This is a genomic window from Methylobacterium sp. P3_A11, assembly GCF_056403155.1.
In genome coordinates, this window is the sequence record NZ_JBFUGA010000006.1 from 93,153 (window position 1) to 109,354 (window position 16,202).

Genomic DNA, 16,202 nt, shown 5'->3' on the forward strand with positions numbered 1-16,202 from the left:
ACCGCTTCGGCTTATTCGGAGCCGCTCTCGCGGCACTTCCCGCGCTGGATCCCGGATCAGGTTCCGCTCCGCTCCACCTGTCCGGGAAAGGGCGGCGCAGGATGGATCGCGACGCCTTTTCCCGGGCGCATGCAGCGCTAGCGGAATGCGACCCGGGACCCAGCGCGGGACTTGCCGCAAAGCGGCTCCGTTCAAAACGCCTTCAGCACCTGCTCGGCATGCTCGACGGCCACCGGCCCGGCGAAGCAGTGGGAGACCAGCGCGCGGTAATCCTGCCAGGGCTGCGAGCCGGTGAAGTCCTTCGTGTGGGCCTCCAGCGTGTCCCAGTGGATCAGCAGCCGGTAGCGCTGCGGGTGCTCGATCGAGCGACGCACCTCGAAGTGTCGGCAGCCCTTGGCCTGCTTGAAGATCGCCGAGGCCTCGGTGATGCCCGCCTCGAATTCGGCTTCCAGGCCGGGCTTGATCTCGATCTGCGCGATCTCGAGGATCATGGTCTGACGTCCCTCTCTCAGGTGCGAAGAGGGCGGCCGAGCTTGGCCGCCAGGATGCGCTGCGGGCTCAAGGATGGGTCGGCCTGGGCGGCGACCGGCAGATAGGCGGTCTGCTCCAGCATGTAGCGGCCGCCCATCGCCCCGTGCATCACGAGGTCCGAGAAGGTCACCCAGGTCTCGCCCGGGTGGAATTCCACGTCGGCCTGGGGCGCCGACGCCTGATAGGTCTCGTCCTGCTTGAGGGCGTCGTGCAGGTTCAGCATCAGGTGGTCGTATTCCGAGCGCCTGGCCTTTGTGATGCGCAGCGCGGCGAGCAGGCGGGCCGAGAGCGGCGAATAGCCCGGCAGCCGCGGCAGGAACCTGTCCGCCATCGATCCGAAATCCTCGCCGACGCGCCAGCGGCGCGGCTCGCCCGCCGGGTTGATGTTGCGGAATACCCGCAGGATCCGCCTCTCGCCGATCGGGTTCGACGGGAAGGCGTCGACGTGCAGCCGGGTGTCGTCGCGCCGCCAGCTGAGCTTGCGCCGGTCGACGTCGAAGGGACGGTAGGAGGTGCCGGCGAGGCTCACCCGGTCGAGATACTGGGGCAGGTAGGCGCCGATCAGCTCCCGGGCGAAGGCCCGGTAGCGGATCAGGAGCTGGCGCAGGGCCTCCTGCTCCTCCGGGGTGCCGGCCGCGCCGCGCAACACCGCGGCCTCGCCGCGGATGTTGACGTTCTTGGCCTTGCCGTCCGCGAAGGGCCGCTCGGTGAACCGGCGCTCGAAATCGCTGAACGGGAAGGGCAGGTCCGGGAAGAGCAGGACCGCCCCCGCCTCCAGCTCCCGGGCCAGGGCGCCGGGCGTTTCGCCGGGGGCGATTCTGCGGATCGGGCTGATCATCGAGCGCGGGCTGGGCCTGCCGGAACGGGTGAGCCCCCTGTAAACGAGCCGCTGCGGGGAGGCCAGGGGCGGTGGCCGGCCGGGATTTCCGGTGGATGACACCTGTCGTCCACCGACACCGGAGCGGGTGCCTGTCCCAGGCGCTTGCGCAACTGTGGCGTTCCCGGCACGTTCTCCCGCGAGATACCGGCCCGAGAGCCCGGCGGAGGATGGCGCCGATGGCGACCCTGAAAGAGTTCGAGGAAGCCCTGCGCGAGCATGGCATGAACATGGCGCTGGCGCTCCTCGAGCGCCTGCGGGAGCGCGACCGCGCGACCCGCACGGTCAAGCCGGCCCGCCGGCTGACGGGGCAGAAGATGACCCCGGAACTCGCCCGGGCGATCCTGGACCTCCACGCCACGACCGGCATGACCCAGCAGGAGATCGCCTTCAAGGTCGGGGTCAACCAGGGCCGCGTGAACGAGGTGATCAAGCGCGGCAAGTGGCTGACCGACGATCCGAGCGCCCCGGAGGCGGTCGCCCGCGACAAGGCGGTGGCCCGGATGCGCGGCGATCCGAAGCCCAGGAAGCCGGCGGCCGCGCGTGCCGCCCCGGCCCGGACCAAGGAGCGCAAGGCCGCGCCGCCGAAGGCGCGCAACCAGGGTCAGCTGGCGCTGGGGGATCTTTAAGGGGCTGCCGCGCCTTCGTCATTGCGAGCGGAGCGAAGCAACCCAGCATCGCCACGCTCAGCGTGGTCGCGCTGCCCTGGATTGCTTCGCTCCGCTCGCAAAGACGGTGCGGACCCTCGCCTCCGATCGCCCGCACTCTTACTCCGCTGGCGCGAAGTGCCCCCGGTAGCGGGCTCCGATCGCCTCGACCGGCAGCGTGACGAACACGTCCGTCGTGCCGAACTGACGGTCGATCACCGCACCGTCGCCGAAGGTGGCGCCGAGGCGCAGGTAGCCCTTGACCAGGGGCGGCAGCGCCTGAAGGGCGGCCTTGGCATCCACCGCCTCGCGCGGCATCCGGTCCATCCTCACCGCGCGCTCCGGCAGCGCCTGCGCGCGCCAAGCCTCAGGCGCGCGGGCATGGTGGTGCAGGAAGGCGAGCGGCAGCGCCAGCCGGTCCGGATCGGTGCCCTCCAGGCTCGCGCAGCCGATCAGCGCGTCGATCCGGTGATGCAGGACATAGGCGTAGATCCCCTGCCACAGCAGCTCGACGGTGCGCTTGCTCCGGTAGGGCTTGAGAACGCAGGAGCGGCCGAGTTCCAGGATCCGCCGGTGTCCCTGTGCGGCGAGCAGCGGCGCGAGGTCGTACTCGCTCTCGGAATAGAAGCCGGTATGCCGCTCGGCCACTTCGCCGCGCAGCAGCCGGTAGGTGCCGACGACCTTCGGGCGCGGTTCGACGAAGGGCTTCTTCCGCTTCGCGGCGGCGTGGTCGAGGACGAGGAGGTGGTCGCAGACGGCGTCGTAGCCGTCGACGTCGCGGCGGGACAGGGCGGCGAGCGCGGAGGGGGCCGCCGACATCTCCTCGTAGAAGACCTTGTAGCGCAGCCGCTGGGCGCGCCGGATCTCGGATTTCCGCGTCGCCAGCCGCACCTCCAGGCTGCCGATGCGGCCGAGGCTGCGGCCCTCGAACGGCTCGGGCAGGCGGATCGGACGCTCGGCCGAGAGGAGGTCGGCGATTCCGTTCGCGCCGTCGACGACCGGAAGCGGGATCGGCCGGCGGCGCAGCTTGGCGATCGGCGCGCCGACGCCCCACTGCACGCCCCTGTGCCAGCCGGCTCCGAGCGCGCTGTAGGCTCCGCGGGCGAGATTGGCGACCATGGTCGGGTTCACTCCGGGTGCGCGTCCCTGCACCGTCGAATCCGACAGAGAGCATGTCGGCCACACGCCATTATGACACCCGACGCAAGAAAGCGCCCCGGCCGGGGGCCGGGGCGCTCCAAGGACCTGATTGGGACCTGACAGTTCCGCGCGAGAAGGGATCAGGCGGCCTGCTGGACCGCGTCCTTGCGGACGTCACCCTCGATCACCGGGGCGCTCGGGCGCGCCGCCGTGGCGATCTGGATGCGGCGGGGCTTCTTCGCCTCCGGGACCTCGCGCACGAGGTCGATGTGGAGGAGGCCGTTCTCGAGCGCCGCGCCCGTCACCTGGACGTGGTCGGCGAGCTGGAACCGGCGCTCGAAGGCGCGGGCCGCGATGCCCTGGTGCAGGAATTCCGCCTTGCCCTCGGCCGAGCGCTCGCCCTTCAGGGTGAGGGCGTTCTCCCGCACCTCGATCGACAGGTCGGACTCGGTGAAGCCGGCGACCGCGACGGTGATGCGGTAGGCGTTCTCGCCGGTCCGCTCGATGTTGTAGGGCGGATAGGTCGGAGCCGCCTCGGCGCTCGCGAACTGATCGAGAGCGGAGAACAGGCGGTCGAAGCCGACGGTGGAACGGTAGAGGGGAGCGAGATCGAACTGACGCATGACATATCCTCGTCTGAGCAACATGCAATTCCGGTCCGCCCGATGGGCCGGACCCGCCTTTCGTGCCGCCTGACGGCCGGCACAGACGAGATATCGGAGGGGGAAAATCGGGCTTCAAGACCCGGGGCGATGGCAGGAAACGCAATTTTTTTCGCTACGGTCGGCGGGTGCATGCCGGCGATGCACGGACGCGCAGAGGTGAGGCTTGTGAGACGCTTCGACGGTGACACCGGGCGCGAGCCGCCGCTCCTGACCCTGCGCAGCACGCCCGACAACCCGGTCCCGCCGGGCGGCACGCTGATCGCGGTCGGCACGCGCGACGACTGCACCCTGCGGGCGGCCTACTGGCAGACGACGGCGCGCACCTGCCGGGGCACCGTCTGCCTGCTCCAGGGCCGGGCCGAGTTCATCGAGAAGTACTACGAGACGATCCACGAGCTGCGGGGGCGGGGCTTCGCGGTCGTCGCCTTCGACTGGCGCGGCCAGGGCGAATCGGATCGGCGGGTGGACGATCCGCACAAGGGCCACGTCGCCCGGTTCGACGAGTATCGGCTCGACCTCAGGGCCGTGGCCGAGACCGTGCTGGTGCCGCTGATGCCCGAGCCGCATGTCGGCCTCGCGCATTCCATGGGGGGATGCGTCGCCCTCCTCGGTGCCCTCGACGGCTGGCTGCCGTTCCGGCGGCTGGTGGCCCTGGCGCCGATGCTGTCGATCCGGATGGTCCGCTGGCCGGCCGGCGCCGCGCTGCTGTCCCAGGGCCTGCACCGTCTGGGCCTCGGGAGCCGGTACATCCCGCTCGGCAAGCCGGTCTCGATCGCCACCAATCCCTACGCCGGCAACCGCCTCGCGCGCGATCCCGTCCGCTACGCCCGCAACGCCGCGGCGGCGCGGCAGGTGGGGGCCGGAGCGGTCGGCGACCCGACGATCGCGTGGCTCGCCGAGGCGTTCCGGGCGATGGCGCGCCTGCGCGACCCGCGGACGGCGCCACGCATCACGCTGCCGACCCTGATCGTCGCGGCGGGCGCCGACCCGGTCTGCGGCACGCCGGACACCGAGCGGTTCGCGGCGCGGCTGAAGGCCGGCCACATCCTGGTCCTGCCGGATTCCCGGCACGAGATCCTGACCGAGCGGGACGCGATCCGGCAGGATTTCTGGGCGGCCTTCGAGGCCTTCGTGCCGGGCTCGCCCCTCCCAACCCACGCGGAGGTCGAGGCGCACGCCGTCGTGGTGCCGGTCGCCTGAGGCGTCAGCCCCCGAGATCCGGGTCGATGTCCCGCGGGCGCACGAACCGGTCCAGGCGGCCTCGGCCCGGCGCGATCTCCGCCCAGAGGTCGCCGTCGAAATCGATCACCGCGTAGGCGGCCGTCGGAAATTCCAGGGCCAGCCGGTCCCGGGCCGCCCGCGGCCCGGACCCCGCGAGGTCCGCCGCGAGGTCGCCGAGGCCCGGATTGTGGCCGACCACGATCAGGGTGGCCGCCGCATCGGGCGCCTGCCGGATCACCGCGAGGATCCGGCGCGCCGGCGCCTCGTAGATCTCGGACTGCCAGCGTGTCTCGGGGTGGCCGAGGGCGGCCTCCATCGCCGCCCAGGTCTCGCGCGTCCGCGCGGCGGTCGAGACCAGGGCGAGATCCGGGCACAGGCCCTCCCGTGCGAGGTGGGCGCCCACCGTCGGGGCGGCGCGTCGTCCGCGGTCGTTGAGTGGGCGCTCGTGGTCGGCCACGCCCGGCGGGCGGTCCGACTTGGCGTGCCGGAGCAGGATCAGCCTGCGCATGAGGAACCTCTGGGACGAACCTGTAGGCGTTGCCGGACCCCGACCCGGGCCTGCCGGACGCGGGGCCGTGGTCTTTCCCCCGGGTTAGCCGAAGGCGCCGCGGGCAGGAACCGCGACGTTCCCCGCTCCGTTCCTGCCCCGCCTTCAGCCGCCATCGCGCGCCAGCCGGGCAAGGCCGTCCGGGGTCGGTGCGGCCGGCCGCCAGCCCAGCGCCGCGAGCCCGTCGGCGCGGGCGACGAGCCCTTCGGCGACCCGGGCGAACTGCGCGTCCCGGCCGGTCATCCGGCAGGCCAGTCTGACGAGCCCGGCCGGAACCGGCACGAGGCCGGGGCCACGGCCGAGGCCCCGGCGCAGGGACGCGATCATCTCGGGCAGGCTGAGCGGATCCGGATCGGCGGCGATGAGCGCGCGGTTCAGGGGGACGGGGGCCGCCAGCACCGCCTCGACGGCGCCCGACAGGCTTTCCAGGGAGATCAGCGAGCGCCGCGCCGCGAGGCCGCCCAGCGGCAGCGGATAGGGGCTGCGCGCCAGGCGCAGGAGGGCGGCCATGTTGCCCTTCACCCCCGCCCCGTAGACGAGCACCGGGCGCAGGGCGACCCAATCCAGCCCGGTTTCGGCGAGCGCCCGCTCGGCCTCCAGCTTGGAGCGGCCGTAGGCGTCGGTGGGGTTGGCAGGATCCTCCTCGCCGACCACGCCCGGCGCGCTCGCCCCGACCTGGGCGCGGATCGAGGACAGGAACACGAAGCGGCGCACCTTCGCGCGCGCCGCGGCCTCCGCGAGCCTGCGCGTCGCCTCGGTGTTGAGCGTCCGGTAATCGTCCTCCGGGGCACCCGACGGCGTCGGGCCGAGATTGGCATGGGCGAGGCCGGCCGAATGCACCACCGCGTCCACGCCGCTGAGGGCCGCCGCCATGTTGATCGGGCGGGTCAGGTCGCCGACCACCGCGCTCGCGGCACCCTCCGGCACGGTGGTCGGCCGGCGCAGCAGCACGCGGACCCGGTAGCCGCGCGCGGTGAGGTCGGCGAGCAGATGGCGGCCGATGAAGCCGGTCGCCCCGGTGAGCGCGATGAGTCCGGTCACGGTTGTGCGGCACCTTCGGCTGGGGCCGGCGCCGGGGCGCGGGCGAAGCGGCGGAGCAGGGCGGCGACCAGGGCGAGCCCGGCTGCCAGGGCGGCGAGCGTGACCAGCCAGGACGGCCAAAGCAAGGTCGCGGCGGCGAGCATGGTCAGCGCGAGGTTGACCGCGAACACCCGTCCCACAACGGCCGGGACCCTAAGCCCGTTGACGGTCGCCCTCTGGTAATAGTGTCCGCGATGGGCCTCCCAGATCCGCTCGCCCCGGGCCGCCCGGGCGGTGAGCGTCAGGCTGGCATCGGCGAGATACACCAGCGGCAGCAGCAGGGCGGCGGCGAGGCCGCCCGCCAGGGCCAGCTGGCACAGCAGCCAGGCGGTGACGAGCCCGATCGGCAGCGACCCGACATCCCCGAGGAAGAGCTTCGCGACGGGTCGGTTGAACGGCGCGAAGCCGAGCATTGCGCCCAGGAGGCTGGCCGCCACCAGGGTCGGCAGCGGCGGCAGGTGTCCGACGAGGCCGGCCAGGAGGAGCGCGCCGGCGACCGGGACGATCTCGGCCACGGTCATCCAGTCGAGACCGTCCATGAAGTTCGTCAGGTTCACGAACCACAGCCCCGCCAGCAGGGCGAAGGCGCGCTCGAGCCCGAGGGGGAGGCCGGGCAGCAGCCGTCCGTCCAGGTGCCAGACCAGCAGCCCCACCGCCACCGCCTGCGCGGCGAGGCGCAGCGCGGCCGGGAGCGGCCTGACGTCGTCGATGGCGCCCAGGATCGCCAGGGCCAGGGTGCATCCGGCGAGCCAGATCCAGTCCGGCCGGCCGCCGATCTCGGGTGCCGCGATCAGCAGGCCCGAGATCGTCACGAGGGCCGTGACCACCGCGATCCCGCCGCCTTGAGGGGTCGGGACGGTGTGGCTGGAGCGGGCGTTGGGCCGCGCCAGGGCGTAGCGCTGCAGCAGTGGACGCAGGCGCAGGATCAGCCCGGCCGACAGGGCGGCAGCGAGCGGAACGGCGAGGAGGAGGAGCGTCGGCAGGGCGGAGGGTAAATCGGACGGCATGGCGCCGTCCTAACCGATCCGCGATGCGACCGTGAGTACCTTACGCCGCCCGCACGGTGGCAAGGAAGCGCCCGACCTCGGCGGTCAGATGCTCGGACTGGCGCGACATCTCGGAGGCGGCTCCGAGAACCTGGGCCGCCGCCGCGCCGGTCTCCTCGGCCGACTGGGCGAGGCTCGCGATGGTGCCGGTCACCGCGCCGGTGCCGGCGGCCGCCTCGGCGACGTTGCGGACGATCTCCTGTGTCGCTGCGCCCTGCTGCTCCACGGCCGCCGCGATGCTCGTCGCCACGCCGTCGATCTCGCGGATGCGCCGGCCGATCCCGTCGATCGCCGATGCGGCCTGCCCGGTGGAGGACTGGATCCGGCCGATCTGGCCGGTGATCTCCTCAGTGGCCCGGGCGGTCTGCTCGGCGAGCGCCTTGACCTCGGAGGCGACCACCGCGAAGCCGCGCCCCGCGGTGCCGGCCCGGGCCGCCTCGATGGTGGCGTTGAGCGCCAGCAGGTTGGTCTGCGCGGCGATGCCGGAGATCAGCGCCACCACGTCGCCGACCTTCGCCGCCGCTTTGCTCAGGTCCTGCACCAGCGCCACCGTATCGGTCGCCTCCGCGACGGCGATGCGGGCGAGTTCGGCCGAGCCGCTGACCTGCCGGCTGATCTCCTGCACGGAGGAGCCCAGCTCCTCGGCAGCGGCCGCCACGGTGTTGACGTTGGCCGCCGCCTCTCCGGCGGCCGCCGCGACCGTGCCCGACTGCCCGGCCGCATCCGTCGCGCTGCCGGTCAGGGACCGGGCGGTGGCCTCCAGCTCGGTGGCCGCCGCCGAGACGCCGCCGACGATGCCGCCCACCGCCTGCTCGAAGGCGTCCGCCAGGGCATGGGTCGCGACCCGGCGCTGGGTCTCGGCGTCCGCACGGGCCAGGGCGGTCTCCGCCTCGAGGGCGCGGCTCCGGATCAGATTATCGCGGAACACCACGACCGATCCGGCCAGCGCACCGATCTCGTCCCGGCGGCTCCGGCCCGGGATCTCGGTCTCGGTATCGCCCGCGGCGAGGCGCTGCGTCGCCGCGGAAATCGCCCGCAGCGGTCGGCTGACGCCGCGCAGCACCATCACCAGGGCGACCAGGGCGACGACCAGGGCGAGGCCGGCGAGCGCCAGCATGTTCCGGTTGGCGGCCGCGTAGGTCTCCTCGATCAGCGTGCCGCTCGCCTGGGAGCCGGCGGCGTTCAGGTCGACCAGCCGGTCCCACTCGCTCAGGACGGCGTTGATGCCGGCCGACATCGTCGTGTTGTAGATCCGCTGACCGCCGCCGACGTCGCCGGACGTGGCCTTGTCCAGAGCCTGCGTCTGCAGGGCGGTGTAGGTATCGAGGTTCCGGCGAAGGGCCGCGTAGGACTCGCGCTCGGCCGGTGTGAGCGGCTCGGCCTCGTAGCGGGCGAACTGCGCGGCGAGCTGCGCGCCGCGCTTGGCGATCATGGCCGCGACCTCTGCGCGCAGCTCCGGCGTGTCGGCGGTGATCAGGCGTCCGCCATTGACCCGCTGGCGCATGATGAGGACGCCGATCCGCCCGAGCGCATCGGTGGTGGGTACGCGCACGTCGCGCAGCTCCGCCGCGGTGGCGTTGACGCTGCGCAGCTCGGACAGCGAGAGGCCGCTCGTGGCGGCGATGACCAGGACAAGGGCGGCGAGGCATCCCCCGAGCTTGGCCGCGATCGAGATACCGGTGCGCATGTCACTTCGCCCTCGGTCCTGGAGGAGGACCGAGGGTGTTATGACCGTGCAACGGTTAAACTTGTTTGAGAAGCGTTAGCGGTCGCTTCAACCTCAGCGTCAGAGCCCTCAGTAGACCTGGGCCTCCGCGCGGGGGCTTTCCGCCGGACCGTCCCGGCGCTCCAGGCTCTTCTCCACGACCTTGGCCAGCCCGACCATGATCTGGTCGATGGCGTAGTCCTTCGGGGTGTAGACGGCGCGCACGCCCATATTCTTGAGGACCAGCTCGTCCTCGGGCGAGATGATGCCGCCGACCACCACCGGGACGTGATCGAGCCCCGCCTCCCGCATCTTGGCCCGGACCTCGCGCACCAGGGGCACGTGGGATCCCGACAGGATCGACAGGCCGACCACGTGGGCGCCGGTCTCCTTCGCCTTGGCGACGATCTCGGCGGGCGTCTGGCGGATCCCGTCGTAGGTCACGTCGAACCCGACGTCGCGGGCGCGCAGCGCGATCTGCTCGGCGCCGTTCGAGTGGCCGTCGAGGCCGGGCTTGCCGACCACGAGCTTGGGCGTCTCGCCGAGGCGCTCGCCGAGATCGGCGATCAGGAGCTTGGCATCCTCGGCCGCGCCGCTGGAGACCGTTTCGAGGGTGACGCCGGTGGGCGCCCGGTACTCGCCGAAGACCTCCCGCAGGCGCGCGCCCCACTCGCCAGTGGTGACGCCGGCCCTGGCGGCCTCGATCGAGGGCGGCATGATGTTGGCGCCGGAGCGCGCCGCCTGCTCCAGGGCGTCGAGGGCTTGGCCCACGGCGTCTGCGTCGCGGTGGCTGCGCCATTCGCGGATGCGACCCTGCGCCTCCATCTCCACCGTCTCGGAGACGGAGAAGATCGCCCCCTCCCCGGCGGTGAGCGGCGACGGCTCGCCCTGCTGCCACTTGTTGACGCCGACCACGATCTGCTCGCCGGCCTCGATGGCGGAGATCCGCCGCGCATTCGATTCGACCAGCGCGCGCTTGAGCGCGCCGGTCTCGACGGCCGCCACCGCGCCGCCGATGCCGCCGATCCGCTCCAGCTCGGCGCGGGTCTGGGCCTTCAGCGCCTCGACCTTGGCCTCGATCACGTGGCTGCCGTCGAAGATGTCGTCGTATTCCAGCAAGTCGGTCTCGAAGGCGAGGATCTGCTGCATGCGCATGGACCATTGCTGGTCCCAGGGCCGCGGCAGGCCCAGCGCCTCGTTCCAGGCCGGCAGCTGCACGGCGCGCGCCCGGGCGCGCTTCGAGAGCGTCACCGCCAGCATCTCGATCAGGATGCGGTGGACGTTGTTTTCAGGTTGCTGCTCGGTGAGCCCCAAAGAGTTCACCTGCACGCCATACCGAAAAATGCGCTTCTTCGGGTCGTCGATCCCGTAGCGCTCCTGGGCGATCTCGTCCCAGAGTTCCGAGAACGCCCGCATCTTGCAGATCTCGGTGACGAACCGCAGCCCCGCGTTCACGAAGAACGAGATCCGCCCGAAGACGTCGGAGAAGCTCTCGGCGTCGAACTCGGGATCGTCGCGCACGGTGTCGAGCACCGCGATGGCGATGGCCAGCGCGTAGGAGAGCTCCTGGACCGGCGTCGCCCCCGCCTCCTGCAGATGGTAGGAGCAGACGTTCATCGGGTTCCACTTCGGCACGTTCTTCGTGGTGAAGAGGATCACGTCCTTGGTGAGCCGGAGGGACGGCGCGGGCGGAAACACGTAGGTGCCGCGCGACAGGTACTCCTTGATGATGTCGTTCTGGGTCGTGCCCTGGAGGGCGGCGATCGGCGCGCCCTGCTCCTCGGCCACCGCGAGGTAGAGCGCCAGCAGCCACGGGGCCGTGGCGTTGATCGTCATGGAGGTGTTCATCTGGGCGAGCGGGATGTCCTGGAACAGGGTCCGCATGTCGCCGAGATGCGCGATCGAGACGCCGACCTTGCCGACCTCGCCCCGGGAGAGTTCGTGGTCGGGGTCGTAGCCGGTCTGGGTCGGGAGGTCGAAGGCCACCGACAGGCCGGTCTGACCCTTGGCGAGGTTGCCCCGATAGAGCTTGTTCGACTCCGCCGCGGTCGAGTGACCCGCATAGGTGCGGATGATCCACGGCTTATCGCGGCTCGACTTGTCGCTCTTGGTCTCCGCGACGCTCGCGCCCATTCCTCGCCTCCGTGTGATCTTTAATGCCCGCGCGCGGGGCGCAGCCTTGCGGCCACCGTAGCGAAGGCGTGGGCACCCGTCATCCGGGACGGAAGTGCAAGGCGCCCGCGCGGGCCTCGGCGGCTCATGAAAAAACTTGCCCGCCGGGACAGCAGGATTTGAAGGCGCCGGCGCGCGCCGAGGCCGCCCAGCCCTGTGCGACCCGCGCGCCGCGATGCGGTCCAGACCGGCACCGCCGTCCTGGTATAAAGTCCACCTGATCTGTCGTTCGCAGGAGCCGCCTCTGCACTGATGCGAGAGAGCATGTCAGGCCAATGACTTAGGTCTGAATGTGTCCGCGGGTGATCGGGACCAGCTCAGGTCCGGGGCGTCGGCGTCGTGCAAGGTCACGGGACCGACACGGCCAAGGCGGTCTCCGAATAATACTTGGTCTCCCGGAAAGCCGATTTTGAATACGTGGCCGCCCGCCCTGTGCCGGCGCTTTTTTCATGTCGGAAACCACCGGGTTTCGACTTTCGGCCCACTTGGACGCCTCCGGCATCGCCGCTATAGCGCGATGGAGAACCGCGGCCGTGAGAACCACGCGGGACGAGAGGAGAGCGAGATGGCGGCGAGCGCTGCGATCAGTCCGACGGGCGGGGAGGTCAAGGACCTCTACGAGATGGGTGAAATCCCCCCGCTGGGTCATGTGCCGGCCAAGATGTATGCCTGGGCGATCCGGCGCGAGCGCCACGGACCCCCGGAACAGTCCCACCAGCTCGAAGTGCTGCCGGTCTGGGAGATCGGCGACGACGAGGTGCTGGTCTACGTCATGGCGGCGGGCGTGAACTACAACGGCGTCTGGGCCGGCCTCGGCGAGCCGATCTCCCCCTTCGACGTGCACAAGGGCGAGTACCACATCGCCGGCTCGGACGCGTCCGGCATCGTCTGGAAGGTCGGCGCCAAGGTGAAGCGCTGGAAGGTCGGCGACGAGGTCATCGTCCACTGCAACCAGGACGACGGCGACGACGAGGAGTGCAACGGCGGCGACCCGATGTTCTCGCCGACCCAGCGGATCTGGGGCTACGAGACCGGGGACGGCTCCTTCGCGCAGTTCTGCCGGGTGCAGTCGCGCCAGCTGATGCACCGGCCCAAGCATCTCACCTGGGAAGAGGCGGCCTGCTACACGCTGACGCTGGCCACCGCCTACCGCATGCTGTTCGGCCACGCGCCGCACACGGTCCGGCCGGGCCAGAACGTGCTGATCTGGGGCGCCTCCGGGGGCTTGGGCGTGTTCGGCGTGCAGCTCTGCGCGGCCTCCGGCGCCAACGCGATCGCGGTGATCTCGGACGAGTCGAAGCGCGACTACGTGATGAGCCTCGGCGCCAAGGGCGTCATCAACCGCAAGGACTTCGACTGCTGGGGCCAGCTCCCGAAGGTGAACTCGCCCGAATTCCATGCCTGGACCAAGGAGGCGCGGAAATTCGGCAAGGCGATCTGGGAGATCACCGGCAAGCAGGATGTCGACATCGTGTTCGAGCATCCGGGCGAGGCGACCTTCCCGGTCTCGGCGCTGGTGGCGAAGCGCGGCGGCATGGTGGTGTTCTGCGCCGGCACGACCGGCTTCAACATCACCTTCGACGCCCGCTACGTCTGGATGCGGCAGAAGCGGATCCAGGGCTCGCACTTCGCCCACCTCAAGCAGGCCTCGGCGGCGAACCAGTTCGTCCTCGACCAGCGGATCGACCCGTGCATGAGCGAGGTCTTCCCCTGGGACAAGATCCCCCAGGCCCACACCAAGATGTGGAAGAACCAGCACCCGCCGGGCAACATGGCCTGCCTCGTCAACTCCCCGCGCGCCGGCCTGCGCACGGTCGAGGACGTGATCGAGGCCGGGCCGCTGAAGCGCTAGGGCGACCTCATCGGGCCGGCCCGCCGCTCTCGCGCGGGGCCGGCCCGATGGGCTAAGCTCCGATCGTCCCGCGCCGACTCGGCGATCGGTTCGGTGCGCCGGGACGCGCGCGGATGACGGGCCTGCGAGATCCTGACCGGACCCGGCCCCGATCCGAATCGGGGGCACGGATTTGAACGGCGACGACGAGGCTTACGTCTACGACGAGGCGACAGGCGAATGGCTGCCGCCGGGGACCGCGATCACGCCCCCGGAGAAAGCGGCGGTCCGCGACGCGGCCGACAATGTGCTCGCCGACGGCGATTCGGTCACGCTGATCAAGGACCTGAAGGTCAAGGGCGCGAACCAGACCCTGAAGCAGGGCACGGTCATCCGGTCGATCCGGCTCACGGACGATCCGGAGGAGATCGATTGCCGCCACGACACCATCAAGGGTCTCGTCCTGCGCACCGAGTTCGTGCGCAAGCGCTGACGCTTCTGGAGCGGCAGGCCGAACCCCCGGCCCCGAGCGGCGAAGCGGGACCCTTGACCCGGGAGCCGGCGCGAAGCCCCTCCTCCGGCGGCGGATCCGCCCCCTCCCGCCCTTGACAGAGGGCGCCGGCCTGCCGCTCTCCGTGCGGATGCCGGACGACACGGACGAGATCGCCATCGTGGGCGGGGGCCCCGCCGGACTCGCGGCGGCGGAGGTGTTGGCCCAGGCCGGCCATTCGGTCACGGTCTACGAGCACATGCCGTCAGTCGCCCGCAAGCTGCTGATCGCCGGGCGTGGCGGCCTCAACATCACCCACAGCGAGAAGCAGGCGGACTTCCTCGCCCGCTACCACCCGCACGGTGTCCTCGACGCCGCCATCTCGGCCTTCCCTCCCGAGGCGCTGCGGGATTGGTGCGCGGACCTCGGCGAGCCGACCTTCGTCGGGTCGAGCGGGCGCGTCTTTCCCCAGAGCTTCAAGGCCTCGCCGCTGCTGCGGGCGTGGCTGGCGCGGCTCGACCGCCTCGGGGTCCGGATCCGCACCCGCCACCGGCTCACGGCAATCGCCGGGGGGCCATCCGCACCCGAGACCCTGGGCGGGGGATCGTCCGCCGGAGGCAGGGATTTCGACCCCGAAGCGGGACGTCCGCACCTGAGGATGCAGGTCGAGACCCCGGACGGCCCCCGCGCCATACGGCCGCGTGCCGCGCTCCTGGCGCTGGGCGGGGCGAGCTGGCCGCGGCTCGGGTCGGACGGGCGCTGGGTGCCGCTCCTCGAAGGGCTCGGCGTGGCGGTGACGCCCTTGCAGGCCGCCAATGCCGGCTTCGCGGTGGCGTGGTCCGACCGGTTCCGGGAGCGCTTTTCCGGCGCCCCGCTGAAGCGGATCGCCCTCGCCTGCGACGGCACCACGGTGCGGGGCGAGGCCGTGGTCACGAAATCCGGCCTTGAGGGCGGGGCGGTCTACGCCCTGTCACGCTCCCTGCGCGCGGCGATCGCCGTCCGGGGCACCGCCCGGCTCGTCGTGGATCTGCGGCCCGACCTGACCCGGGACGCCCTCGCCAGCCGCCTGTCCGGTGCCCGGCCCGGGGATTCGACCGCGACCCGCCTGCGCAAGGCCGCGGGCCTCGCCCCCGTGGCGGCGGGCCTCCTGCGCGAGGCGGGCGGTGGCGCCCTCCCGGCCGATCCGGGGGAACTCGCCGGGCTGATCAAGGCCGCACCGCTGTTCCTCACGGCCTCGGCGCCGATCGAGCGGGCGATCTCGACGGCGGGCGGCGTCCGGCTCGACGCTTTGGACGGGCGGTCGATGCTGCGCGCCCGTCCCGGCCTGTTCCTGGCCGGCGAGATGCTCGACTGGGAGGCTCCGACCGGCGGCTACCTGCTCCAGGGCGCCTTCGCGGGCGGCCGGGCGGCCGCCGCCGGAATGCTCGACTGGCTGTGCGAGACCGGCGGCTGAGGCGGACGCCTCACGGCCGCGTGCAGAACCCGACGATACCGGTTGCCTCCGCCGGGCAGCTGGCGCCCTCCCCGTCATAGACCGGCGCACCGGCCTTGAGGCAATGGGCGGTGACCAGCGTTTCCCCGGCCTCGCAGGTCACGGCGCAACCGCCCGCGCAGTCGGTCTTGCGCACGGGCCGCAGGGCGGAGGCCGCGCCCTCGCCCCTCGGACCCGGGCCGCCCTGCGGGCCGGCCTGACCTCTGGGACCCGGCGGACCCTGGAGGCCCGGAATCCCCGCCTCGCCTTTCGGTCCGGGTGCTCCCTGGGGACCGGCCGGACCCTGAGGGCCTGTCTCCCCCTTCGGACCCGGCTCCCCTTTCGGACCCGTATCGCCCTTCGGCCCCGTATCGCCGTTGGCCCCCATCGCGCCCGGCTCGCCCTTGGGACCCGTCTCCCCGGGCGACCCCGCCACGCCCTGAGGCCCGGGCGCGCCCGGTGGTCCCTCGGGGGCGCAATTCGCCACCACCGCCTCGCGCTCGTCCGGATCGGATTTCAGCGTCGCCACACAGGTCGAAGGCCGGTAGGGCACCCGGAAGGTGAACCGCCCGCGTCGGTCGGCCTGGACCGAGATGTCGTCGTCCAGCACCACGATCGCGCCCGGCTTGCGCACCGAGCCAGAGATCCGCAGGTCGCCGGCCTCGATGCGGGCGTCGTAGACCATGATCGGCTGGCTCGGCATCTGCGGCCGCCGGGGCCGGACCGGGCGCGGTCGCGCCGCGGCGGACGGATCCGGCGCCGCGGCCCCCGGATCCGCC

15 protein-coding genes are annotated in these 16,202 nt (G+C 71.9%); 5 read left to right on the forward strand and 10 right to left on the reverse strand.

Going from position 1 to position 16,202, the window contains the following annotated elements:
• Positions 1-191: 191 nt before the first annotated feature.
• Together AC1DXK_RS03635 and AC1DXK_RS03640 are read right to left on the reverse strand one after the other, a co-directional pair.
• Positions 192-491, reverse strand: a complete 300-nt coding sequence (locus AC1DXK_RS03635) for an antibiotic biosynthesis monooxygenase family protein (RefSeq protein ID WP_457105472.1) — start codon at positions 489-491, stop codon at positions 192-194.
• 17 nt (positions 492-508) lie between these two features.
• On the reverse strand, positions 509-1,369 hold the full coding sequence (locus AC1DXK_RS03640) for a Kdo hydroxylase KdoO (protein ID WP_457105473.1): 861 nt from the start codon (positions 1,367-1,369) through the stop codon (positions 509-511).
• A gap of 218 nt (positions 1,370-1,587) precedes the next feature.
• On the opposite strand from AC1DXK_RS03640, the gene AC1DXK_RS03645 reads away from it, so the two are divergent.
• Positions 1,588-2,037: an RNA polymerase subunit sigma-70 gene (locus AC1DXK_RS03645; RefSeq protein WP_457105474.1), complete on the forward strand. Its 450-nt coding sequence runs from the start codon at positions 1,588-1,590 to the stop codon at positions 2,035-2,037.
• 138 nt (positions 2,038-2,175) lie between these two features.
• Here the strand turns inward: AC1DXK_RS03645 and olsB are convergent, their stop codons facing one another.
• Together olsB and AC1DXK_RS03655 are read right to left on the reverse strand one after the other, a co-directional pair.
• Positions 2,176-3,174, reverse strand: coding sequence for a l-ornithine N(alpha)-acyltransferase (gene olsB / locus AC1DXK_RS03650; RefSeq protein ID WP_457105493.1), 999 nt, complete (start codon positions 3,172-3,174; stop codon positions 2,176-2,178).
• A gap of 161 nt (positions 3,175-3,335) precedes the next feature.
• On the reverse strand, positions 3,336-3,818 hold the full coding sequence (locus AC1DXK_RS03655) for an Hsp20 family protein (protein ID WP_457105475.1): 483 nt from the start codon (positions 3,816-3,818) through the stop codon (positions 3,336-3,338).
• 207 nt (positions 3,819-4,025) lie between these two features.
• Here AC1DXK_RS03655 and AC1DXK_RS03660 point away from each other — a divergent pair, with 207 nt between their 5' ends.
• Positions 4,026-5,060 carry an alpha/beta fold hydrolase gene (locus AC1DXK_RS03660; RefSeq protein ID WP_457105476.1) on the forward strand — a complete coding sequence of 345 codons (1,035 nt, stop codon included), beginning with the start codon at positions 4,026-4,028 and terminating at the stop codon, positions 5,058-5,060.
• A gap of 4 nt (positions 5,061-5,064) precedes the next feature.
• On the opposite strand, the gene AC1DXK_RS03665 is transcribed toward AC1DXK_RS03660, so the two are convergent.
• The 5 genes from AC1DXK_RS03665 to AC1DXK_RS03685 all read right to left on the reverse strand — a co-directional run bounded on the left by AC1DXK_RS03665 (position 5,065) and on the right by AC1DXK_RS03685 (position 11,592).
• Positions 5,065-5,589 (reverse strand): SixA phosphatase family protein, encoded by a 525-nt coding sequence (locus AC1DXK_RS03665; RefSeq protein WP_457105477.1) that lies wholly within the window; start codon positions 5,587-5,589, stop codon positions 5,065-5,067.
• Positions 5,590-5,733: 144 nt separating this feature from the next.
• On the reverse strand, positions 5,734-6,669 hold the full coding sequence (locus tag AC1DXK_RS03670; RefSeq protein WP_477296922.1) for an NAD-dependent epimerase/dehydratase family protein: 936 nt from the start codon (positions 6,667-6,669) through the stop codon (positions 5,734-5,736).
• Positions 6,666-7,715 carry an MraY family glycosyltransferase gene (locus tag AC1DXK_RS03675; RefSeq protein ID WP_457105479.1) on the reverse strand — a complete coding sequence of 350 codons (1,050 nt, stop codon included), beginning with the start codon at positions 7,713-7,715 and terminating at the stop codon, positions 6,666-6,668. Before AC1DXK_RS03675 ends, AC1DXK_RS03670 begins: the two co-directional genes overlap by 4 nt.
• A 40-nt stretch (positions 7,716-7,755) precedes the next feature.
• Complete coding sequence (locus tag AC1DXK_RS03680) at positions 7,756-9,441, reverse strand: methyl-accepting chemotaxis protein (protein WP_457105480.1); 1,686 nt, start codon at positions 9,439-9,441, stop codon at positions 7,756-7,758.
• Positions 9,442-9,549: 108 nt separating this feature from the next.
• Entirely contained in the window at positions 9,550-11,592 is a 2,043-nt protein-coding gene (locus AC1DXK_RS03685) for a protein meaA (protein ID WP_457105481.1), read from the reverse strand.
• 604 nt (positions 11,593-12,196) lie between these two features.
• Here AC1DXK_RS03685 and ccrA point away from each other — a divergent pair.
• The 3 genes from ccrA (at position 12,197) to AC1DXK_RS03700 (ending at position 15,405) form a co-directional block, all read left to right on the forward strand.
• Positions 12,197-13,483, forward strand: a complete 1,287-nt coding sequence (gene ccrA, locus AC1DXK_RS03690) for a crotonyl-CoA carboxylase/reductase (protein WP_457105482.1) — start codon at positions 12,197-12,199, stop codon at positions 13,481-13,483.
• A 172-nt stretch (positions 13,484-13,655) separates the two neighbouring features.
• Complete coding sequence (locus AC1DXK_RS03695; protein WP_457105483.1) at positions 13,656-13,955, forward strand: alkylphosphonate utilization protein; 300 nt, start codon at positions 13,656-13,658, stop codon at positions 13,953-13,955.
• Between the two features lie 148 nt (positions 13,956-14,103).
• Positions 14,104-15,405 carry a TIGR03862 family flavoprotein gene (locus AC1DXK_RS03700; protein WP_457105494.1) on the forward strand — a complete coding sequence of 434 codons (1,302 nt, stop codon included), beginning with the start codon at positions 14,104-14,106 and terminating at the stop codon, positions 15,403-15,405.
• A gap of 10 nt (positions 15,406-15,415) precedes the next feature.
• Here the strand turns inward: AC1DXK_RS03700 and AC1DXK_RS03705 are convergent.
• The coding region (locus AC1DXK_RS03705; protein WP_477296925.1) for a collagen-like protein at positions 15,416-16,202 on the reverse strand (787 nt) is incomplete at its 5' end.

What these genes read in the sequence shown, in the direction of transcription:
- AC1DXK_RS03635 (WP_457105472.1), bottom strand. Translation starts at nt 491, where the DNA reads ATGATCCTCGAGATCGCGCAGATCGAGATCAAGCCCGGCCTGGAAGCC.
- AC1DXK_RS03640 (WP_457105473.1), bottom strand. Translation starts at nt 1,369, where the DNA reads ATGATCAGCCCGATCCGCAGAATCGCCCCCGGCGAAACGCCCGGCGCC.
- AC1DXK_RS03645 (WP_457105474.1), top strand. Translation starts at nt 1,588, where the DNA reads ATGGCGACCCTGAAAGAGTTCGAGGAAGCCCTGCGCGAGCATGGCATG.
- olsB (WP_457105493.1), bottom strand. Translation starts at nt 3,174, where the DNA reads ATGGTCGCCAATCTCGCCCGCGGAGCCTACAGCGCGCTCGGAGCCGGC.
- AC1DXK_RS03655 (WP_457105475.1), bottom strand. Translation starts at nt 3,818, where the DNA reads ATGCGTCAGTTCGATCTCGCTCCCCTCTACCGTTCCACCGTCGGCTTC.
- AC1DXK_RS03665 (WP_457105477.1), bottom strand. Translation starts at nt 5,589, where the DNA reads ATGCGCAGGCTGATCCTGCTCCGGCACGCCAAGTCGGACCGCCCGCCG.
- AC1DXK_RS03675 (WP_457105479.1), bottom strand. Translation starts at nt 7,715, where the DNA reads ATGCCGTCCGATTTACCCTCCGCCCTGCCGACGCTCCTCCTCCTCGCC.
- AC1DXK_RS03680 (WP_457105480.1), bottom strand. Translation starts at nt 9,441, where the DNA reads ATGCGCACCGGTATCTCGATCGCGGCCAAGCTCGGGGGATGCCTCGCC.
- AC1DXK_RS03685 (WP_457105481.1), bottom strand. Translation starts at nt 11,592, where the DNA reads ATGGGCGCGAGCGTCGCGGAGACCAAGAGCGACAAGTCGAGCCGCGAT.
- ccrA (WP_457105482.1), top strand. Translation starts at nt 12,197, where the DNA reads ATGGCGGCGAGCGCTGCGATCAGTCCGACGGGCGGGGAGGTCAAGGAC.
- AC1DXK_RS03700 (WP_457105494.1), top strand. Translation starts at nt 14,104, where the DNA reads ATGCCGGACGACACGGACGAGATCGCCATCGTGGGCGGGGGCCCCGCC.